Origin of the sequence: Buttiauxella gaviniae, assembly GCF_040786275.1 — a bacterium.
In the GTDB taxonomy this organism is placed as follows: domain Bacteria; phylum Pseudomonadota; class Gammaproteobacteria; order Enterobacterales; family Enterobacteriaceae; genus Buttiauxella; species Buttiauxella gaviniae_A.
Window position 1 is genome coordinate 1,587,407 of sequence record NZ_JBFMVT010000002.1, and the last position, 22,097, is coordinate 1,609,503.

At 53.5% G+C, this 22,097-nt stretch carries 12 protein-coding genes and 1 pseudogene; 4 read left to right on the top strand and 9 right to left on the bottom strand.

Going from position 1 to position 22,097, the window contains the following annotated elements:
* A complete protein-coding gene (malP, locus tag AB1E22_RS08060; RefSeq protein ID WP_367594856.1) occupies positions 1 to 2,403 on the bottom strand; it encodes a maltodextrin phosphorylase in 2,403 nt (800 codons plus the stop codon).
* A 378-nt stretch (positions 2,404 to 2,781) separates the two neighbouring features.
* Between malP and malT the strand changes: the two genes are divergently transcribed.
* Positions 2,782 to 5,490, top strand: coding sequence for an HTH-type transcriptional regulator MalT (malT, locus tag AB1E22_RS08065; RefSeq protein WP_367594857.1), 2,709 nt, complete (start codon positions 2,782 to 2,784; stop codon positions 5,488 to 5,490).
* Between the two features lie 42 nt (positions 5,491 to 5,532).
* Here the strand turns inward: malT and AB1E22_RS08070 are convergent.
* Both AB1E22_RS08070 and glpD read right to left on the bottom strand, forming a co-directional pair.
* Positions 5,533 to 6,728, bottom strand: a pseudogene (locus AB1E22_RS08070) (IS481 family transposase).
* A 209-nt stretch (positions 6,729 to 6,937) separates the two neighbouring features.
* Positions 6,938 to 8,446, bottom strand: coding sequence for a glycerol-3-phosphate dehydrogenase (glpD, locus tag AB1E22_RS08075; RefSeq protein ID WP_367594858.1), 1,509 nt, complete (start codon positions 8,444 to 8,446; stop codon positions 6,938 to 6,940).
* 194 nt (positions 8,447 to 8,640) lie between these two features.
* Between glpD and glpE the strand changes: the two genes are divergently transcribed.
* The 3 genes from glpE to AB1E22_RS08090 are packed head-to-tail and all read left to right on the top strand — an operon-like array spanning position 8,641 to position 10,636.
* Complete coding sequence (gene glpE, locus AB1E22_RS08080) at positions 8,641 to 8,970, top strand: thiosulfate sulfurtransferase GlpE (RefSeq protein WP_367594859.1); 330 nt, start codon at positions 8,641 to 8,643, stop codon at positions 8,968 to 8,970.
* A 54-nt stretch (positions 8,971 to 9,024) separates the two neighbouring features.
* A complete protein-coding gene (gene glpG, locus AB1E22_RS08085) occupies positions 9,025 to 9,855 on the top strand; it encodes a rhomboid family intramembrane serine protease GlpG (RefSeq protein WP_367594860.1) in 831 nt (276 codons plus the stop codon).
* Between the two features lie 22 nt (positions 9,856 to 9,877).
* Positions 9,878 to 10,636: a DeoR/GlpR family transcriptional regulator gene (locus AB1E22_RS08090; protein ID WP_367594861.1), complete on the top strand. Its 759-nt coding sequence runs from the start codon at positions 9,878 to 9,880 to the stop codon at positions 10,634 to 10,636.
* Between the two features lie 522 nt (positions 10,637 to 11,158).
* On the opposite strand, the gene glgP is transcribed toward AB1E22_RS08090, so the two are convergent.
* The 6 genes from glgP to asd form a co-directional block, all read right to left on the bottom strand.
* Entirely contained in the window at positions 11,159 to 13,606 is a 2,448-nt protein-coding gene (glgP, locus tag AB1E22_RS08095) for a glycogen phosphorylase (RefSeq protein WP_367594862.1), read from the bottom strand.
* Positions 13,607 to 13,628: 22 nt separating this feature from the next.
* Entirely contained in the window at positions 13,629 to 15,062 is a 1,434-nt protein-coding gene (gene glgA, locus AB1E22_RS08100) for a glycogen synthase GlgA (protein WP_367594863.1), read from the bottom strand.
* A 107-nt stretch (positions 15,063 to 15,169) separates the two neighbouring features.
* Complete coding sequence (gene glgC / locus AB1E22_RS08105) at positions 15,170 to 16,453, bottom strand: glucose-1-phosphate adenylyltransferase (protein WP_367594864.1); 1,284 nt, start codon at positions 16,451 to 16,453, stop codon at positions 15,170 to 15,172.
* 14 nt (positions 16,454 to 16,467) lie between these two features.
* Positions 16,468 to 18,450 (bottom strand): glycogen debranching protein GlgX, encoded by a 1,983-nt coding sequence (glgX, locus tag AB1E22_RS08110; RefSeq protein WP_367594865.1) that lies wholly within the window; start codon positions 18,448 to 18,450, stop codon positions 16,468 to 16,470.
* Positions 18,447 to 20,636 (bottom strand): 1,4-alpha-glucan branching enzyme, encoded by a 2,190-nt coding sequence (gene glgB / locus AB1E22_RS08115; protein WP_367594866.1) that lies wholly within the window; start codon positions 20,634 to 20,636, stop codon positions 18,447 to 18,449. Before glgB ends, glgX begins: the two co-directional genes overlap by 4 nt.
* A gap of 221 nt (positions 20,637 to 20,857) precedes the next feature.
* Entirely contained in the window at positions 20,858 to 21,964 is a 1,107-nt protein-coding gene (asd, locus tag AB1E22_RS08120) for an aspartate-semialdehyde dehydrogenase (RefSeq protein ID WP_367594867.1), read from the bottom strand.
* Positions 21,965 to 22,097 lie beyond the last annotated feature (133 nt).

Consider the following 22,097-nt stretch of genomic DNA (forward strand, 5'->3'; position numbering starts at 1 on the left):
TTAGCGTTTTGCCTGCCAGATACGTTGCTGATAATCACGAATAGAGCGATCGGAGCTAAACATACCGCAGCGTGCCGTGTTCAGAATCGCGGCGCGAGTCCAGGCTTCCTGGTCGAGATACAACGCATCCGCAAGTTTTTGCGCTTCTGCGTACGCGGTGAAATCTGCCATCACCAAATACGGGTCGCCGCCTTGTTTGCCGATGCTGTTCAGCATCTGGTCAAACGCGTATTTGTCGCCGTCGCTATAAACGCCCTTCTCCAGCTCTTTGAGCACCGCATCCAGGGCTTTATCTTTCTTACGCCATTTCACCGGGTCGTAGCCTTTAGCTTTCAACGCCTTCACTTCTTCCACAGTATGACCAAAGATAAAGATGTTTTCTTCACCCACTTTCTCGGCGATCTCAACGTTTGCCCCGTCCAGCGTGCCGACGGTCAGCGCACCGTTGAGCGCCAGTTTCATGTTACCGGTGCCGGACGCTTCTTTGCCTGCGGTGGATATTTGCTCAGAAATATCCGCCGCCGGAATCATCACTTCAGCCGCAGAAACGCAATAATCCGGCAGGAAAACGACTTTCAGTTGGTCGCCAACAACCGGATCGTTGTTGATGGCGTGGGCAACTTTGTTGATGGCGAAGATAATGTTTTTCGCCAGGTAATAACCCGGTGCCGCTTTCGCACCAAATAGATACACACGTGGCACGCGGGCAGCCGTTGGGTTTTCACGAATTTCTTTGTACTGCGCCAAAATGTGCAGCAGGTTCAGGTGCTGACGTTTGTACTCGTGCAGGCGTTTGATTTGCACATCAAACAGCGCGTCAGGGCTGATAACAATCCCGGTGCGCACTTTCACAAACGCAGCCAGCTTCACTTTGTTCTGGTATTTAATGTCGCGATATTCTTTGCGGAATTTCCCATCGTCGGCGTATTTTTCCAGGCCTTCCAGCACGTCGAGATCGTTCGCCCACTCTTTCTTGAGCTTTTTGTCGAGCAGCGCCGCAAGCGCCGGGTTGCACTGTTTGATCCAGCGGCGCGGCGTGATGCCGTTGGTGACGTTATGGAATTTGTTCGGCCATAGCTGGTGGTATTCAGGGAACAGATCTTTCACTACCAGATCTGAGTGCAGCGCCGCGACGCCGTTGACCGCAAAACCGCTGACTACGCACATGTTCGCCATACGAACTTGTTTATCGTAAACCACCGCCAGTTTGGCCCACACGGCTTCATCGCCCGGCCAGGTTTTATCCACGAGTTTTTTAAAGCGGGCATTGATCTCATTGATAATTTGCATATGGCGCGGCAACAGCGCTTTCACCAGTTTTTCGTCCCAGCACTCCAGCGCTTCAGGCATCAGGGTGTGGTTGGTGTAGGCGAACGTTTTGCTGGTGATGGCCCAGGCTTCGTCCCAGCCCAATTGATGCTCGTCGATCAGCACGCGCAGCAGTTCAGGAATGGCGATTGTCGGGTGGGTGTCGTTAAGCTGAATCACTTCATAATCAGCCAGTTCGGCCAGCTTTCGGCCCGCCAGATGGTGGCGGCGTAAAATATCCCCCACGGAACACGCGCACTGGAAATACTGCTGCATCAGGCGCAGTTTTTTACCGTTCAGATGGTTGTCGTTCGGGTAGAGAACTTTCGTCAGTTTTTCCGCGTCGATACCCTGCTGTTCTGCTTTCAGGAAATCGCCGTCGTTGAATTTGGTTAAATCAAATGGATGGGCGTGTTTTGCCTGCCACAAACGTAGCGGCTGTGCTACGCCATTACGGTAGCCGATAACCGGCAAATCCCAGGCTTCGCCGTGGAAGATAAACGCGGGCTCCCAACGTACGTTTTTACCGTCTTTAATCACTTTGCCGCCGACGCCCACCTGCACGTCGAGCGCTGAATTATGCTGGAACCACGGGTAGCTGCCGCGATGCCAGTCGTCTGGCGCTTCCATTTGCTGCCCGTCTTTGAAGGACTGGCGGAAAAGGCCGTATTGATAATTCAGACCGTAACCAATCGCCGACTGGCCAACCGTCGCCATTGAGTCCAGGAAGCACGCTGCAAGACGCCCCAGGCCACCGTTGCCCAGCGCCGGGTCCGTTTCTTCTTCCAGCAAATCTGTCAGATTAATATCAAACGCTTTTAGCTCATCGGCCACGGCCTGATACCAGCCGAGGTTTAGCAAGTTGTTGCCGGTCAGGCGGCCAATCAAAAACTCCATTGAGATGTAGTTTACGTGGCGCTGATTTTTCTCAGGTTTGGCAACGGGCTGCGCCGCCAGCAGTTCTGCCAGCGCACCGCTGACCGCATTCCACCACTGCTGCTGGGTCATTTCGGAGGCTGACTGTAGGCCATAACGCTGCCACTGACGGGTCAGTGCAGCCTGAAATTGTGCTTTATCGAAGGTCGTCTGTGACATAGGGGCTCGGGTCCTGTGATGTTCTAATTTTCATTACCCGCTAGTGTGCCTGGTGGTCTGGTCTAATTCCTCCTCCTGAGGGGGATTAGGGAGGGAGGAGTAGCGGGGAGTAGCTAAAAATGTGATCGCCGACACTTAACTGTAGAGGTATTATGTCTCAAACACCCGCCAGCTCTGGCTTTGCTTATCCAGCCGTGACTATTTCAGTTTGCATTTATCTAATGAATGGATTTGTGACCAGTAGCAACTTAATACTCCTCAAACTCTCAACAATCTTGCAATAACCTGCAATCTGACCGACCTTGTAGTAAGCATTAATTACGAAGCGTAAAAAAAATCACATTCGTACATAAATCATACACAGTGAAGTGAAAGACCATGCTGATCCCCTCCAAATTGAGTCGTCCAGTACGTCTGGAAAATACAGTGGTCCGCGACCGTCTGTTGATGAAATTATCAACAGCGAATAACTATCGACTGGCACTGATAACCAGCCCGGCGGGTTATGGGAAAACAACACTGGTTTCTCAGTGGGCGGCAGGGAAAAATGAATTAGGTTGGTACTCTTTGGATGAGAGTGACAACCAGCAGGAACGTTTTGCCAGTTATTTGATTGCGGCAATTCAACAAGCCACTTCGGGTCACTGCGTGACCAGTGAAGTGATGGTGCAAAAACGTCAGTACTCGAGCCTGACGGCCTTATTCGCCCAGCTTTTTATCGAAATGGTGGAATGGCATCGTCCGCTATTTTTGGTCATTGATGATTACCATCTGATTACCAATCCCGTGATTCACGAAGCGATGCGTTTCTTCATTCGCCACCAGCCAGAAAACCTGACGCTAATCGTGTTATCACGCAATTTACCGCAGTTGGGCATAGCCAATTTACGCGTACGCGATCAACTTCTGGAAATTGGCAGCCAACAACTGGCCTTTACCCATCCGGAAGCAAAACAGTTTTTCGACCATCGCCTGAACTCACCGCTTGAACATACCGAAAGCAATAGCCTGTGTGATGATGTCGCCGGTTGGGCGACCGCCCTGCAATTAATCGCACTATCTGCCCGGCAGAATAGCAACTCTTCGGCGCACCATTCGGCACGTCGGCTTTCAGGCATTAACGCCAGCCACTTGTCAGACTATCTGGCTGATGAAGTGCTGGATAATGTTGATGTCCAGACGCGTAACTTCTTATTGCGCAGTTCGATTCTGCGTTCGATGAATGATGCTCTGATTGTGCGCATTACCGGCGAAGAAAACGGCCAGATGCGCCTGGAAGAGACCGAACGCCAGGGGCTGTTTATTCAGCGCATGGATGACAGCGGCGAATGGTTCCGTTTTCATCCCCTGTTTGGCAACTTTTTACGCCAGCGCTGCCAGTGGGAACTGGCGACAGAGCTTCCGGAAATTCATCGCGCCGCGGCGGAAAGCTGGATGGCGCAAGGTTTCCCAAGCGAGGCAATTCACCACGCGCTGGCCGCAGGTGACGCCAGCCTGCTGCGCGACATTTTGCTGCATCACGCTTGGGCGCTGTTTAATCACAGTGAATTGGCGCTGCTGGAAGAGTCATTAAAAGCGCTGCCGTGGGAAAGTTTGCTGGAAAATCCAAAACTGGTCTTGCTGCAAGCGTGGCTGATGCAAAGCCAGCACCGCTATAGCGAAGTGAATACATTGCTGGCTCGCGCCGAGCAGGAAATGAACGTCGTGATGGACGATACCATGCACGGCGAATTTAACGCGTTACGCGCCCAGGTTGCTATCAATGACGGCAACCCGGATGAAGCAGAACGCCTGGCCATGATCGCCCTTGATATGCTGCCGCTCGCCAGCTTTTACAGCCGTATTGTCGCAACGTCTGTACACGGAGAAGTACTGCACTGCAAAGGCGAGCTCACCAAATCGCTTTCCGTGATGCAGCAAACCGAACAGATGGCGCGCCGTCATGACATGTGGCATTACGCGTTATGGGGTTTATGCCAGCAGAGTGAAATTTTACTGGCGCAGGGTTTCCTTCAATCAGCCTGGGAAGCGCAAGAAAAAGCGTTTGCACTTATCGAAGAGCAGCACCTCGAACAACTCCCGTTGCATGAGTTTTTGCTGCGCATCCGGGCCCAATTACTCTGGGCGTGGTCGCGGCTTGATGAAGCAGAAGCGACGACGCGCATGGGTCTGGAAGTGCTTTCAGAATATCAGCCCCAACAGCAATTACAGTGCATGGCGTTGTTAGTGCAATGTTCGCTGGCGAGAGGCGATCTGGATAATGCGCGTAATCACCTCAACCGCCTGGAAAACTTGCTCGGCAATGGTTCGTTCCACAGCGACTGGGTTTCTAACGCCGATAAAGTGCGGGTCATTTACTGGCAAATGACAGGAGATAAACAGTCCGCCGCCAACTGGCTGCGCCTGACGCCGAAACCTGAATTTGCCAATAACCACTTCCTGCAGAGCCAGTGGCGCAACATCGCCCGCGCGCAAATTTTGTTGGGCGATTTTGAGCCCGCTGAAATCGTGCTGGAAGAGTTAAATGAAAATGCGCGCAGTCTGCGCTTGATGAGCGATCTCAACCGCAATCTGCTGCTGCTCAACCAGCTTTACTGGCAGGCCGGGCGTAAGAGCGATGCTCAACGGGTGTTGCTGGAGGCGCTCGCGCTGGCAAACCGCACCGGGTTTATTAGCCATTTCGTTATTGAAGGTGAAGCGATGGCGCAGCAACTGCGTCAGTTGATTCAACTCAATACGCTACCGGAACTGGATCAGCACCGTGCCCAACGCATTTTGCGTGAGATTAACCAGCATCACCGTCACAAGTTCGCGCACTTTGATGAGAACTTTGTGAACCGTTTGCTGACGCACCCGGAAGTGCCGGAGTTAATTCGCACCAGCCCGCTTACGCAGCGCGAATGGCAGGTGTTGGGGCTGATTTATTCAGGCTACAGCAATGAGCAGATCGCCGGTGAGCTGGACGTAGCCGCCACGACGATTAAAACACATATTCGTAATTTGTATCAAAAGCTGGGTGTGGCACATCGTCAGGATGCGGTGCAGCACGCGCAGAATTTGCTGAAGATGATGGGGTACGGGGTTTAAAACCCTCCTTACCGTGGCTCGGACCCCACCCCAGCCCTCCCCTTATGTACAGTCCGGGGACATGGTAGACAGGTGTTCGGACACATGGTGAACACTTTTTAACATCCTTTACCCATCGTGATCGACCTGTTTTTCAGGTCGATCACGCCCACTCTTGTGCTGTACCACCACACTTCATATTGTCCCTCTCCTGTCTCCCTCAACCCGACATGCTCGCCGATAAACGCCTTACCCGCCTTCAGTTGCATCCCCTTAATACTGAGTTTTCCGCTTATATCCACCTTCCTGACCATCATCCCGGCATCATACTCTGCCGCCGCCGGACGGGCCTGATACTGCCGCGATGAGGGCTGGTAGCGTGATGCCGGCACCTGCATTCCCAGGGCCTCATGAGGCCGTTCCAGGTTGTATCTGTCCCGCCAGCTGTCGAACGTCTGCTGCAGCTGCTCGCTGTTGAGGAACCAGCGCCCCTGCAGCAGTTCAGCCTTCAGGCTGCGGTGAAACCGCTCCAGCTTGCCCTGGGTCTGCGGGTGATAAGGCCGTGAGTGCCCGACGCAGATACCCTGGCGCATCAGCCACAGCTCCAGCGCTGTCCACGTTCCGGTGGTATCTCCCCAGGGCGCGCCGTTGTCCATGGTCATCCGCTCCGGCAAACCGTAGCGTTCGAAGACCTGCCGCAACTGAGCCTGTACGGTCCCGCGGCGCTCGTCGGCACAATGGGCCAGGCACAGGGAGAAACGGGAGTGGTCATCGAGCAGGGTGAGTGGATGGCAGCGACCGGCGGCAAACGGAAAATGCCCTTTAAAATCCATCTGCCAGAGCTGGTTAGGGGCAGCATGTTCGAAACGCCCGGTGGCAGGAATGCCGGACGGGAGGCCGGGCAACAGCCCATGGCGTGCCATCAGGTTATGGACGGTGCTGAAGGCAGGCAGGGTGTGGCCCTGGCGCTCGAGTGCGACCTTTATCTTGCGGGCGCCCCATGCCGGATAGCGTGCGTGAGCCTGGCGTAACAGGTCGACAACAGTCTCAGGCGTGCAGTGGGGAGAATGACGGGGTGTTCGCGGGCGCTCAGTGAGGCCCGCGTGGCCTTCAGCCAGCCAGCGGCGCAGCCACTTGTAACCTGTGGCAGGCGCAATGTTAAAGCGACGACAGAGCGCCCGGATGTTGGCCCCGTCCTGCGAGGCAAAGTGAACGAACTCGGTACGTAATGACATGGTATCTCTCGCATCCCACGGCATAAGCGGCTCCTGAAAGAAGTACTCATGCCTTAGTTGTAAGTGTCTACCATGTCCCCGAACAAGTGTTCACGATGTCCCCGGACTGTACACCTTACCCAGGGGAGGGAGCGTTAACTCCTCCACCTGGCAAGGGAGAGGGAGCAGAAGAGGTTAATATCTTTTAGCTCCTCCCCCTGGCAAGGGGGAGGTTGGGAGGGGGTCGGGCTAACTCAAGACGCCAGCGACAATTGCGCCTTACCGCCCCGCTTTGCCAGCCACTGCGCCACACGCGCCTGCTGCTCTTCACTCAACCACATTCCTAATTTGGTACGGCGCCAGATGGCATCGTCCACGCCACGCACCCACTCATGCTCGACCAGGTAGCGCAGCTCGGCTTCATAAAACTCATGCCCGAAGTCTTCACCCAATTCACTCACGCTACTCTTGCCCGCCAGAATCAAATCACTGTTGCTGCCGTAAGTACGTGAGAAACGGCGCGCCAGGCTTTCACTCAGGAAGGTATAGCGGCGGCGCAGTTGTGCTGCGTAATCGTCACGGTCGCCGTTGATTTCACCGCCCGGCAACGTGCTGCCTTTGGTCCAGGCTGGCCCCATTTTCGGGTAATAGCCTTTCAGCTTATCCAGCGCGTGCTCGGCGAGCTTACGGTAGGTCGTGAGTTTGCCACCAAACACGGAAAGCAACGGCGCTTTGCCCTGCTCGTCATGAATATCCAGCGTGTAATCGCGAGTAATCGCCTGCGGAGAATCAGATTCATCGTCACACAGCGGACGCACGCCGGAGTAAGTCCAGACAATATCTTCGCGGCTCAGCGTCTTTTTAAAGTGCGCGTTGTAGGCACTCAGCAGATAGTTAATTTCTTTATCATCGATGTGAACGTCTTTCGGGTCGCCCTTATATTCCACGTCGGTGGTGCCAATAATTGAGAAATCATCCATCCACGGGATCACGAACACAATTCGCTTATCTTCATTTTGCAGAATGTAAGCCTGTTTCTGGTTGTGCACGCGCGGCACGACAATATGGCTGCCTTTAATCAGGCGAATGCCGTATGGCGAAGGTAATTTCAAACCATCGTCGAAGAAGTTTTTCACCCATGGGCCGGTCGCATTGACCAGGCCACGCGCACGCCAGGTGAACGTTTCACCGGTATCAATATCCTGTGCTTCGACAATCCAGTAGCCATTTTCACGGCGGGCGCGGGTTGCGCGGGTGCGCGTTTTCACTTCACCGCCTTCACGCGTCACCATTTGCGCATTCGCCAGCACCAGACGCGCATCGTCTACCCAACAGTCAGAATATTCGAAACCGCGCACAATATTTGATTTGAGAACGGAATCTGCGCCAAAACGCAAACCGGTGGAAGCAGGCAAACTAGTACGCTTACCGAGGTGGTCGTACATAAACAGACCAATACGAATCATCCATGCAGGGCGAAGATGTGGGCGATGTGGCAGACGGAAACGCATCGGGAAAGCAATGTGCGGAGCCATATTCAGCAGCACTTCACGTTCGGCTAACGCCTCACTCACCAGCCGGAACTCGTAATGTTCAAGGTAGCGCAGGCCACCGTGAATCAGTTTCGAACTCGCTGAAGAAGTTGCGCTTGCCAGGTCTTGTGCTTCAAGCATCAACACGGATAAACCACGGCCTGCGGCGTCAGCGGCGATACCAGCCCCGTTAATCCCTCCGCCAATCACAATCAGATCTTTAGTTTCCATGTTGCCCTCACACGCTTTCGTTAAAGTTCAAATATGTTCGTTATCGCTCATATTAGCAAGCTCACGCGCGCTTTGTAACGAAAAAAAAACATTACTGCGTGATATGGATAACATAATGACGTTAATATCAGCGGCGAAAGGGCAGATTCCCTTAATATGGCGCAAGCCGATTCAATAAAGTGATGAGCAAATCCATGGAAACTTTTGAGTGTATTGGTGTGGAAGAAGCGCACCAGAAGTTGCAGCAAAAACGTGCTGTGTTAGTTGATATCCGCGATCCGCAGAGCTTTGCGATGGGTCACACCCCGGGCGCGTTTCATCTGACCAACGATCGCCTGGTGGCCTTTATGCAACAGACCGATTTTGAAACGCCGGTCATGGTGATGTGCTATCACGGCAATAGCAGCAAAGGGGCCGCGCAATACCTGCTGCAACAAGGTTACGATGAGGTGTATAGCGTCGATGGCGGCTTTGATGCGTGGCATCGCCACTTCCCGGCGGAAGTCGCACACGGCGCGTCTTAAATTGCTGCATTAAAGGTATACTGATTTCTTTTGTACGGATTTAGTTGAAACCTTATGATCATGATTACCTCGTTTGCCAACCCGCGAGTAGCGCAGGCATTTGTCGACTATATGGCGACGCAGGGTATTATCCTCACGATTCAACAGCATGAACAAAGTGATATCTGGCTTGCCAATGACAGCCAGGAATCCCGCGTGCGTGCCGAACTTGAGCAATTCCTCGCAAATCCTGGCGATTCTCGTTATCTGGCGGCAAGCTGGAATACCGGCCATACCGGCAGCGGTTTGCGCTACCAGCGCTACCCCTTCCTCGCCACTATCACGCAGAAAGCGGGGCCATTCACGATGGTTATCATGGCCGCCTGTGTGCTGGTATTCATACTGATGCAAGCCGTGGGCGATCGCGCAGTTATGGTCTGGTTAGCCTGGCCGTATAAAGACAGTTTGCACTATGAACTGTGGCGCTATTTCAGCCATGCCTTAATGCACTTCTCGATATTGCATATCACCTTCAACCTGCTGTGGTGGTGGTATCTCGGCGGCCCGGTTGAAAAACGGCTTGGCAGCGGCAAACTCATCACGCTCACCCTGGTTTCTGCCCTGCTGAGCGGCTTCGTGCAGTATAAATTCGGCGGCCCGCTTTTCGGCGGTTTATCAGGCGTGGTGTATGCGCTAATGGGCTATGTCTGGCTGCGCGGCGAACGAGATCCTGAGAGCGGCATCTACATGCAACGCGGTCTGATGGTCTTTGCGGTGCTGTGGATTGTGATAGGATTTTTCGATGTTTTAGGAATGTCGATCGCCAACGCCGCACACATTTCCGGCCTGGTGGTTGGGCTTGCGATGGCGCTGGTTGATACAATGCATGCGCGAAAACGAACATAGCATTTCAGGAGAATAAAACAGCGTGAAGCAAACACAACGTCATGATGCGATTGTCGAACTGGTAAAAAAACAGGGTTATGTCAGCACGGAAGAGTTGGTGGAAGAGTTTGCCGTCAGCCCGCAAACCATCCGCCGCGATCTGAACGATCTGGCAGACCAGAACCTGATCATGCGCCATCACGGCGGTGCCGCGCTGCCTTCAAGTTCAGTGAATACGCCGTGGCATGACCGCAAAGCGACACAAACCGCAGAAAAGGAGCGCATCGCGCAAAAGGTGGCGAGCCAAATCCCCAACGGTGCCACGCTGTTTATTGATATCGGGACCACGCCGGAAGCGGTCGCTCATGCATTGTTAAATCACAGCAATTTACGCGTGGTCACTAACAATCTAAACGTGGCAAACACGCTCAAGGTTAAAGAAGATTTCCGCATTATTCTGGCGGGCGGTGAATTACGCAGCCGTGACGGCGGAATTATCGGCGAAGCAACGCTCGATTTTATCTCTCAGTTCAGGCTGGATTTCGGCATTCTGGGGATCAGCGGCATCGACGGCGACGGTTCATTGCTGGAGTTCGATTACCACGAAGTGCGTACCAAACGTGCAATTATCGAAAACTCACGCTGCGTGATGCTGGTTGTCGATCACTCTAAATTTGGCCGTAATGCGATGGTGAATCTTGGCAGTATCGGCCTGGTGGATCAGGTTTACACCGATATCTTGCCCCCTGCGGGCGTGATGCAGGTGATTGCGGAGAATAATGTGCAGTTGGAGCTGTGCTGAGCTCGAGAATAGCCAAATGTAGAAAATAAAAAAACCGCCATGAATGGCGGTTTTTTTATTTTTGCTGGTCCGGTAAGCGGCCTTTCCAGCGATTTTCTTGTATTGCAATAGCAATGCAGGCACAACCTAGTGGGTAAAAACTACCCGAACCAAGTCTTTCTGTCAAGATAATAGCCATACATACTTAATGGTTTCTAATATATAAACCAACCGGCCCTTTCCGCCGCCATAAGCAAGCGGGCACTGGTTTTCAGGAAAGGCTGTTTAACGGCCGTAGCAGCAGGCACAACCTAGTGTGCTTGCTATCACGGCTATGTCGCCAGTGGTGTGGTCGTGATGCGGTCTGATGCAGGGACCGCACGATGAAACGATACTTATGTATCGTGCTCATTGTCACCGGTATGTTAGCGTCGCCTGGAAAAGAAGGCTGGGTCGTTTCCAGCAACTCTATTCAGTTGATCATTAACGTTTCGGGCAAGTGAGCCTGGATGCCGCCCCTCGGGGCGGCTTTCCTTTGTTGAACTACAATCTCACCGGCTTAATATGCCAAATCTCATCGGCGTATTCCTGAATCGTCCTGTCAGACGAGAAATAGCCCATATTGGCAATATTATGCATGGTACGAATGGTCCACTCTTCCGGCTGGCGATACAGCTCATCCACTTTGTCCTGACAATCTACATAGCTCCGGTAATCTGCCAGCACCTGATAATGGTCACCAAAGTTAATCAATGAATCCAGCAGGTCGCGGTAGCGCGTTGGCTCGCCAGGGCTGAAGGTGCCGGTACCGATTTGCGTTAGCACCTGATGCAACTCTTCATCATTTTCGTAATATTCACGCGGTTTATAGCCTTTGCGCCGCAGCTCCTCGACCTCTTCCGCCGTATTACCAAAGATAAAGATATTCTCTGCCCCAACGTGCTCCAGCATTTCAACATTTGCCCCGTCGAGAGTGCCAATAGTCAGCGCCCCGTTCAGGCCAAATTTCATATTACTGGTGCCTGATGCCTCGGTACCCGCCAGAGAAATCTGCTCGGAGAGATCCGCCGCCGGGATAATGATCTGCGCAAGGCTGACGCTGTAGTTTGGAATGAACACCACTTTCAGACGATCTTTAACATCCGGATCGTTGTTGATCACCGCCGCCACATCATTGATGAGGTGAATGATGTGTTTTGCCATGTAATACGCTGACGCCGCTTTACCCGCGAAAATATTCACACGCGGCACCCAATCGGCTGTCGGGTCGGCTTTAATGCGGTTATAACGCGTAATCACATGCAGCACATTCATTAGCTGGCGCTTGTACTCGTGAATACGCTTAATCTGCACATCAAACAGCGCGTTCGGGTTCACCACCACATTCAGTTGCTGGCCGATATAACTTGCCAGCCGCTTTTTGTTCGCAAGTTTCGCCTTGCGCACATCCTGATGCACCGTCGGGTAATCAATATGCTGCTTCAGGTCGTTTAGCTGGCTGAGATCGGTACGCCAGGTGCGGCCAATGTTTTCATCCAGCACTTCGGAAAGCGGTGGATTCGCCAGTGCCAGCCAGCGGCGCGGCGTCACGCCATTGGTTTTATTGCAAAAACGCATCGGGAAAATGGCGGCAAAATCGGCAAACAGCGACTGTACCATCAGGTTGGAGTGCAGTTCAGAAACACCGTTCACTTTATGGCTGGCAACCACGGCAAGCCACGCCATACGCACTTTTCGACCGTTCGATTCATCGATAATCGAGGTGCGCCCGAGCAGCTCGGTATCGTTCGGATACTGTTCCTGCAAGGTTTTCAAGAAGTAGTCGTTAATCTCAAAGATTATCTGCAAATGGCGCGGCAAGATTTTGCCCAGCATGTCTACCGGCCAAGTTTCCAGCGCTTCGCTCATCAGCGTATGGTTGGTGTAGGAGAACACCTGGCAGGTCACTTCAAACGCATCTTCCCAACTGAACTTATGTTCGTCGATCAGCAAACGCATCAGTTCAGGAATCGCCAGCACCGGGTGCGTGTCGTTGAGGTGAATGGCGATTTTATCCGCCAGGTTACTGTACGTTTTATGCAGTTGATAATGGCGGCTGAGAATATCCTGCACGGTGGAGGAGACGAGGAAATATTCCTGGCGCAGGCGCAGTTCGCGGCCTGAATAAGTTGAGTCATCCGGGTAAAGTACGCGTGAAACGTTTTCCGAATGGTTTTTATCTTCTACCGCCGCAAAGTAATCACCCTGGTTAAATTTACCCAGATTGATTTCGCTGCTGGCCTGCGCATTCCACAGGCGTAGCGTGTTGGTTGCATCGGTGTCGTAGCCGGGAATTATCTGGTCATACGCAACCGCTAAAATCTCTTCGGTTTCTACCCAGCGGAATTTTTTACCCTCCAACTGCACACGCCCGCCGAACCGCACTTTGTAGCGCGTGTTGTGGCGCTTAAACTCCCATGGATTGCCGTATTCAAGCCAGTAGTCCGGAGACTCTTTCTGACGCCCATCAACAATATTTTGTTTGAACATCCCGTAATCGTAGCGAATACCGTAACCACGCCCAGGTAAGCCAAGTGTTGCCAGTGAATCGAGGAAACAGGCGGCGAGACGACCGAGCCCGCCATTGCCAAGGCCGGGGTCGTTCTCTTCGTCAATCAACTCTTCGAGATCCAGGCCCATCTCTTCCAGCGCGTTTTTGACATCTTCATAAATGCCTAATGAAAGCAGGGCGTTAGAAAGAGTGCGGCCAATCAGAAACTCCATCGACAGATAGTAAACCTGGCGAACCTCCTGGGAAAGCTGGGCACGATTAGAGCGCAGCCAGCGCTCCACCAGCCGGTCACGAACGGCAAATAGCGTGGCGTTCAGCCACTCATGTTTGTTTGCAATGGCAGGGTCTTTCCCAACCGTAAACATCAGTTTATAGGCGATTGAGTGCTTTAGCGCCTCAATACTGAGCGTCGGTGATGCATAGGAAAAGGGTGCGTTCATATCAGTGATTCCTGGTGGATGTCTACAGCAAACGTTGGTACAGATCGCGGTAGGAGTGCGCCGCTACCTGCCAGCTAAAATCCATGCCCATGGCCTGACGCTGAACAAATCGCCACAGCGAAGGGCGAGACCACAACACGAAGGCACGCCGAATCGCTCTTAACAGCGACCAGGCATTACTGTCTTCAAACACAAATCCACTGGCGATACCGTCAGCCAGGTTTTCCAGCGAGCTATCAGAAACCGTATCCGCAAGCCCACCCGTGCGCCGCACCAGCGGCAACGTGCCATACTTCAGACCGTATAATTGCGTTAAACCACAGGGTTCAAATCGGCTCGGCACCAGAATCACATCCGCCCCGCCCATAATGCGGTGCGAGAAGGCTTCGTGATACCCGATTTGCACGCCCACCTGGCCCGGGTGCTCTGCCGCTGCTGCCAGGAAACCTTCCTGCAATACGGGGTCGCCCGCCCCAAGCAACGCTAACTGCCCGCCTTGCTCGAGCAGCCCCGGCAGCGCTTCCAACACTAAATCCAACCCTTTCTGGCTGGTTAAACGGCTCACCACCGCAAACAGCGGGACTTTGTCGTTAACTTTTAAGCCCATCGCCACCTGCAACTGGCGCTTATTCTCAGCCTTCTCTTCCAGCGTATCGCGGGTGTAACGGGCGGCCAGAAGCAGGTCGTGCGCCGGGTCCCAGATTTTTTCATCCACGCCATTAAGGATGCCGGACAAGCGCCCTTCGCGATGGCGCTGGCGCAAAAGCCCTTCCATGCCATAGGCAAACTGCGGCTCGGTTATCTCACGCGCATAGGTCGGGCTGACCGCCGTAATATGATCAGCATAGTAAAGGCCCGCTTTCAAGTACGAAATTTGACCGTTAAACTCCAGGCCGTTTATGTCGTAGAACGACCAGGGCAGATCAATTTCATTCATATGATGGGCGTAAAACAGCCCCTGATAAGCCAGGTTGTGGACGGTAAAAACTGACTTTGCTGGCCGACCACGCGCTGCCAGATACGCCGGAACCAGGCCCGCGTGCCAGTCGTGAGCATGCACAATATCCGGATGCCAGAAGGGATCCAGGCCACATGCCATTTCAGCGCCCACCCAACCCAACAGCGCAAAACGGTGCACATTATCGGTGTAAGCAAACTGGTTAGTGTCGTGATACGGGCTGCCCGGGCGGTCGTACAAATGCGGTGCGTCAATGAGGTAAATTCCCACGCCGTTGAAATGACCATATAACAAAGTCATATGACCCGCGAAGGTGTCGCGATGCGCCACAACCTGCGCATCGACGATCCCGCGACGAATGTCAGGGAAAGCGGGCAGTAAAACTCGCGTCTCAACACCGTCTGCAATTTGTGCCGCCGGAAGCGCGCCAAGGACATCCGCCAGGCCACCCGTTTTCAACAATGGAAAAATTTCAGAACATACATGTAAGACCTGCATTATCGCTCCCGTGTGGAAAGTCGTCGCACGCTCTTGAATTAAACGTCAGGCGCGCCAAACGATAAAATGACACGCGCAGCATCCGCCGCGCGGAGGTCAATCAATTGTTAACCCGGCAGTTTGGCCAGCATTTCCCTTGTAACCAGCACAATGCCTTCTTCAGAACGATAGAAACGGCGCGCATCCTCTTCGGCATTTTCTCCCACCACCATGCCTTCAGGAATGACGCAGGCGCGGTCGATAATGCAACGACGCAAACGGCAAGAGCGCCCAACTTTGACATCAGGCAGCAGGACCGAAGAGTCAATGTTGCAGAACGAGTTGATGCGTACGCGCGGGAACAGCACCGACTGCACGACAACCGAGCCGGAAATAATGCAGCCACCTGAAACCAACGAGTTCAGCGTCATGCCGTGGCTGCCGGAGCGGTCTTGCACAAATTTCGCGGGCGGCAGCGGTTCCATATGGGTGCGGATAGGCCATTCCTGGTCGTACATATCCAGCTCAGGTGTGACCGAGGCAAGGTCGAGATTCGCCTTCCAGTAGGCTTCCAGCGTCCCGACATCACGCCAGTACGGCTCAGCATCCGGGTCAGACTGCACGCAAGAAAGTGGGAATGGGTGGGCAAACGCCTCGCCGGATTTCATGACGTACGGAATAATATCTTTCCCGAAATCATGGCTTGAGGCGTCGTCTTTGTCGTCGGCTTCTAGCAGCTCATACAGGTAATCTGCATCGAAAACGTAGATCCCCATGCTGGCGAGCGCTTTAGTGTCGTCACCCGGCATGGACGGGGGATTAGCCGGTTTCTCAACGAATTCGATAATTTTCTCTTCGCTATCAACCGCCATTACGCCAAATGCCGAGGCTTCATGGAGCGGCACAGGCATACATGCCACCGTGCAACGCGCGCCTTTTTCCACATGGTCAATCAACATGCGCGAGTAATCTTGCTTATAGATATGGTCACCCGCGAGGATCACCACATACTCCGCTTTGTAGCGACGGATAATATCGAGGTTTTGCGTGACCGCATCCGCCGTGCCGCGATACCAGTTTTCACCGTGTACACGCTGCTGCGCCGGGAGCAAATCAACAAACTCGTTCATCTCTTCGCTGAAAAATGACCAGCCACGCTGGATATGCTGCACCAGAGTATGGGATTGATATTGGGTGATTACGCCGATACGGCGTATACCCGAGTTAATACAGTTCGACAGCGCAAAATCAATGATACGAAACTTGCCACCGAAGTGAACGGCGGGCTTAGCGCGCGTTGAAGTTAAATCTTTCAATCGAGTACCACGCCCACCAGCCAGAATCAGGGCTACAGATTTATTTGGCAGTTGTCTTGCCAACATCAGAGGATCGTTCTTCTCAAACCTAACCATGACTGACTCCTTTTTTATGACTTCTGGAATACGCATACTCCGTGCGCTGGACCATGCCATACAGCCATCACCACCGGGTTGTCCTCACCGGCAAACGGAGGAATAGCACGCCATTCCCCTTCAGGTAGTACGATGTCAGCCAATTCTTCGGTGGCGTTAATCGTAATAAGCCAACGTTCTGAAAGCTGGATTTGCAGGCGGTGAATCCCGTTCTGCCACTCGTCAGCACTCAGAGGCTGTGCCTCTTTATTCCACCAACGAACATTGTCATCACCTTCCTTCCACCAGCTATTCCGGGTAAGGGCCGGAATCGTCTTGCGGAGATGAATCAATGCCGCGGTAAATGTGGTTAAGCCATCGTTACAATGTTCCCAGTCAAGCCATGTCAGTTGGTTATCCTGGCAATAGGCATTGTTGTTACCGTGCTGGCTATGACCGTGTTCGTCCCCGGCCAGAAGCATCGGCGTCCCCTGAGAAAGCAGTAACGATGTGAGCAAGGCGTGAACGCTGTCGCGCCGCCGTTCTTTGATATTTAGCGAGGCTTCCAGCCCCTCAAATCCATAGTTATTGCTGTAATTATTATTGGTTCCGTCGCGGTTATCTTCGCCGTTGGCTTCATTGTGTTTTTGATTGAAGCTGACACAATCGCGCAGCGTGAAACCGTCATGGGCAGTGATCAAATTGATGCTGGTCGAAGGGCGACGATCGCCATGCTGGTAAACATCGCTTGATCCCGCAAAACGGCACGCAAATCCCCCTAACGATAAATCTTGTCGCAACCAGAAACGGCGCATACCGTCACGAAAATGATCGTTCCACTCCGCAAATAGCGGCGGATAATTCCCCACCTGGTACCCACCGGCGCCGATATCCCACGGTTCAGCGATCAATTTTATTTGCGACAACACAGGATCGTTTTTGATCGCCTCAAACAGCGGCGCATCCTGCCGAAACTCCGGTGTGCGCCCCATAACGGAAGCCAGATCGAAGCGGAAACCATCCACATGGCAGCTATCGACCCAATAGCGCAGGCAATCCACAACCTGCGCAACCACACCTGGCGTGCTCAAATTCAACGTGTTACCGCAGCCCGTCCAGTTCTGGTAATCACCATTGTCCATTAACCAATAATAGCTACGGTTATCGATTCCGCTCAGTGAGAGGGTCGGCCCGTCGCGATCAAGTTCGGCGCTGTGGTTAAGAACGATATCCAGGATCACTTCGATACCCGCGGCGTGCAGGGCTTTCACGGCCCCGCGCAGCTCGTTAGCCGCTGCCAGCGGATCGTGATTTATTGCGTAATAACCTTCGGCGGCGTAAAACGAGCGCGGGTTATAGCCCCAATAATTACTGAGCCCCAAATGCGCGACACGCGGCTCGGTAATAAAATGCGCCACCGGCAGCAGCTCCAGCGCGGTAATCCCCAGCCGCTTGAAATAGTTAATCATGACCGGATGGCCGAGCGCGGCATAGGTTCCCCGCAGCTCTTGCGGGATTTCGGGATGCAGCAGAGTCAGGCCACGCACATGCGCTTCGTAAATAACGGTATCACCCCACGGCGTGCGCGGGTGCTCGTCAGCTTCCCAGTCGAATTTGTCCTGCACCACCACGCATTTCGCCATGTGCGGCGCACTGTCTTCCAGGTTCGGCTCGTCATAACCCCCGTGCAGATGGGGATGGTTATCCACGCCTCCCACCACGACCCGCGCGCAGGGGTCGAGCAACAGTTTTGCCGGGTTAAAACGATGGCCGTTTTGCGGCTCCCACGGGCCGTGAACGCGGTAGCCGTACTTCAGGCCTGGTTTTGCATTGGGCAGATAACCGTGCCAGATATCACCGGTACGCATCGGTAAGTCGTACCGGAGTTCGTGGCCGTTTTCATCAAAAACACACAGCTCAACTTTATGCGCATTGGCGGAGAACAGCGTGAAATTCACCCCTCGCCCGTCATAATGCGAGCCATACGGCGCGGAGTTTCCGGCGTGCAATAGCGTCATTCCCCTCCCTCCCGTACCAGCCAAATCGTGGCGAGCGGCGGCAGCGTCAGATTCAGGGAATGTTCGCGCCCGTGGCTTGGAATAGCGTCGCTATGCACCGCCCCGCTATTCCCGGTATTACTGCCGTGATAATGCATGGAGTCAGTATTTAACTCTTCGCGCCAGCGGCCCGGCTGGTTAATGCCAAAGCGATAGTTGTAGCGCGGCACCGGCGTAAAGTTACTGGCAACGATAATTTCATTGCCCTTCGAATCGCGGCGCACAAAAATAAATACCGAGTTAACGTGGTCTTCAACCACCAGCCATTCAAAACCGTAGCTGTCAAAATCCAGCTCATGCATCGGGGCATGGTGACGGTAAGTATGGTTCAAATCGCGCACCAGGCGCTGCACACCGTGGTGCCAGTTGTCGCCGCCTTCCAGCAGATGCCAGTCGAGGCTGCTGTCGTGATTCCACTCCCGCCCCTGGGCGAACTCATTTCCCATAAAGAGTAATTTCTTGCCGGGGAAAGCCCACATCCAGCCGTAGTAGGCGCGCAGGTTGGCGAATTTCTGCCAGGCGTCGCCCGGCATGCGATCGAGAATGGATTTTTTACCGTGCACCACTTCGTCGTGTGACAGCGGCAAAACGAAGTTTTCGGTGCTGTTGTAGAGCATGCCGAAGGTCATTTTGTCGTGATGGTACTGGCGGTGAATAGGGTCGAGTTTCATGTAATCGAGGGTGTCGTGCATCCAGCCGAGGTTCCATTTAAACCAGAAACCCAGGCCTCCCATCGACGGTGGGCGCGACACGCCCGTAAAATCGGTCGACTCTTCCGCCATGGTGACCGCACCCGGCGTTTGCTCGCCGATAATCCGGTTGGTGTTTCGCAGGAACTCGATCGCTTCAAGGTTTTCACGCCCGCCTTTATCGTTCGGGATCCACTCCCCAGGCAGGCGGCTGTAGTCGCGGTAAATCATCGACGCCACCGCATCAACGCGTAAACCGTCAATGCCGAAGCGCTCAATCCAGTAGAGCGCATTGCCCACCAGATAGTTGCTCACTTCACGCCGCCCGTAGTTATAAATCAGCGTGTTCCAGTCCTGGTGATAGCCTTCGCGCGGGTCGCCGTGTTCGTACAGCGAGGTGCCGTCGAATTTCGCCAGACCCGCATCGTCCGTCGGGAAGTGGCCAGGCACCCAATCAAGCAGCACATTCAGGCCCGCAGCGTGCGCGGCGTTAATAAAGTAGCGGAAGTCTTCACGCGTGCCGAAACGGCGTGTCGGGGCGTACAGGCCCTGTGGCTGGTAGCCCCAGCTCCCATCAAACGGGTGTTCGTTAATTGGCAGCAGTTCGAGGTGCGTAAAACCCATTTCTTTGACATACGGCACCAGTTGATCCGCCAATTCGCGGTAGCTGAGCCAGAAATTGTTGTCGGCATGGCGACGCCATGACCCGAGATGCACTTCATAAATTGAAATCGGTTGGTCAAAACCGTTGGCACGCTGGCGTGCGGGGCTAAGCGTGGTTTTCTCCGGTAGCCCGCAAATCAGCGATGCAGTTTCCGGGCGCATCTGCGATTCAAACGCGTACGGGTCAGCCTTCAGGCGCAGATGCCCATCGGTATCAATCAGCTCGAATTTGTATAACTGCCCAGGATGAGCGCCGGGAATAAAGAGTTCCCAGATGCCGCTTTCACGACGCAAACGCATCGGGTGGCGACGACCATCCCAATAGTTGAACTGACCCACCACGGAAACGCGACGGGCGTTAGGCGCCCATACAGAAAAGCGCGTTCCGGTTACACCGTCCATCGTATCGGCGTGTGCGCCGAGCGTTTCATAGGGGCGTAAATGCGTGCCTTCGGAGAGCAACCAGCTATCCATTTCCTGAATCAGTGGCCCAAAGCGATACGGATCATCAATCAGATTTTCATGACCGTGCCAGACGACGGCCAATTGGTAACGGAAGAGATTTTTACGACGGGGGATCACCCCACAAAAGAAACCACGTGAATCAATACAATCCAGCTTACCGACCTTCCCACCTGTTTTAGGTTCGATAACCCATACTTCTGTAGCGTCGGGTAACAGGGCGCGAACTTCCAGCCCGGCTTCCGTTTTATGCATTCCCAGTAGCGAAAAAGGATCGGCAAAATGACCCGCAATTAGCGCATTTATCACGTCTTTATCTGGATGAACAGACATGGCATTCGTCCCGTTTTTTTTATGTGACCCCAACAGGCAGCGTAATCATTAACTCCTGTAAGCTGCTCTGCCCAAAAAACCTGGCAAGGCGATTTTCATCGCCCTTGATAAAGCATAGCCAACGCGCTGTTTTGCTCCCGAAAATTAATTAATGACGCATACATTCCTTGTATGAGGCAAAAAAAAAGGGGCTGCAATGCCCCTTGTGTGTGTAAGTGTAATTATGCGAGCAAGCGCAGCATTCTTCGCAATGGCTCTGCGGCACCCCACAGTAACTGGTCGCCAACGGTAAAGGCAGACAGGTACTCAGGGCCCATATTCAGTTTACGCAAACGCCCAACTGGCGTGGTAAGCGTGCCGGTCACCGCCGCAGGCGTTAGCTCGCGCATCGTGATATCACGATCGTTCGGCACCACTTTCACCCAATCGTTATGCCCCGCCAGCATGGATTCGATGGTTGGCAGAGAGACATCTTTTTTCAGTTTGATAGTGAATGCCTGGCTGTGGCAGCGCAGTGCGCCAACGCGAACACACAGGCCATCAACAGGAATCACGGTGCGGGTATTCAGAATTTTGTTCGTCTCAGCCTGGCCTTTCCACTCTTCGCGGGTCTGGCCGTTATCACGCTGTTTGTCGATCCACGGGATCAGGCTGCCGGCCAAAGGCACACCGAAGTTATCCGTTGGCAGGCTGCCGCTACGCGCAAGATCGGTTACTTTGCGTTCGATGCTCAAAATAGCAGACGCCGGGTCGGAGAGTTCGCTGGCAACGTGGCTATGCAGTTGGCCCATCTGGGTCAGCAGTTCACGCATATGACGCGCGCCGCCGCCGGATGCTGCCTGGTAAGTCGCAACGGAAACCCAATCAACGAGGTCGTTAGCAAACAGGCCGCCGAGGGACATCAGCATCAGGCTGACTGTGCAGTTACCGCCCACAAAGGTTTTCACGCCGTTGTTCAGACCTTCCTGAATAACGTGCTGGTTTACCGGGTCGAGGATGATAATCGCGTCATCTTTCATGCGCAGGGAAGAGGCCGCATCAATCCAGTAACCTTGCCAGCCGCTTTCACGAAGCTTTGGATAGATTTCGTTGGTATAATCGCCGCCCTGGCAGGTGATGATAATGTCCAGCGCCTTCAACGCTTCCAGATCATACGCGTCTTGCAGTGTGCCATTGTTCTGGCCTGCAAAAGACGGGGCCGCAAGGCCTAACTGAGAAGTGGAGAAGAAAACCGGACGAATGGCGTCAAAATCACGTTCCTCGACCATGCGTTGCATGAGAACGGAACCGACCATACCGCGCCAACCGATAAAACCAACATTTTTCATAGCGACTAATCCTGCGGGGGTTTGCATTGTGTGCGTTAATTGGAATTACCGTCCACATTACAAAATGCAGCCAAAGTCGCAAGTGAAATTAATCAATGATATGCAAGCTATTAGAAATACAGCTTATTAGAGA

Bases quoted from the DNA above. Each gene is read 5' to 3' on its own strand.
- malP (WP_367594856.1), bottom strand. From the start codon at position 2,403: ATGTCACAGACGACCTTCGATAAAGCACAATTTCAGGCTGCACTGACC.
- malT (WP_367594857.1), top strand. From the start codon at position 2,782: ATGCTGATCCCCTCCAAATTGAGTCGTCCAGTACGTCTGGAAAATACA.
- glpD (WP_367594858.1), bottom strand. From the start codon at position 8,446: ATGGAAACTAAAGATCTGATTGTGATTGGCGGAGGGATTAACGGGGCT.
- glpE (WP_367594859.1), top strand. From the start codon at position 8,641: ATGGAAACTTTTGAGTGTATTGGTGTGGAAGAAGCGCACCAGAAGTTG.
- glpG (WP_367594860.1), top strand. From the start codon at position 9,025: ATGATCATGATTACCTCGTTTGCCAACCCGCGAGTAGCGCAGGCATTT.
- glgP (WP_367594862.1), bottom strand. From the start codon at position 13,606: ATGAACGCACCCTTTTCCTATGCATCACCGACGCTCAGTATTGAGGCG.
- glgA (WP_367594863.1), bottom strand. From the start codon at position 15,062: ATGCAGGTCTTACATGTATGTTCTGAAATTTTTCCATTGTTGAAAACG.
- glgC (WP_367594864.1), bottom strand. From the start codon at position 16,453: ATGGTTAGGTTTGAGAAGAACGATCCTCTGATGTTGGCAAGACAACTG.
- glgX (WP_367594865.1), bottom strand. From the start codon at position 18,450: ATGACGCTATTGCACGCCGGAAACTCCGCGCCGTATGGCTCGCATTAT.
- glgB (WP_367594866.1), bottom strand. From the start codon at position 20,636: ATGTCTGTTCATCCAGATAAAGACGTGATAAATGCGCTAATTGCGGGT.
- asd (WP_367594867.1), bottom strand. From the start codon at position 21,964: ATGAAAAATGTTGGTTTTATCGGTTGGCGCGGTATGGTCGGTTCCGTT.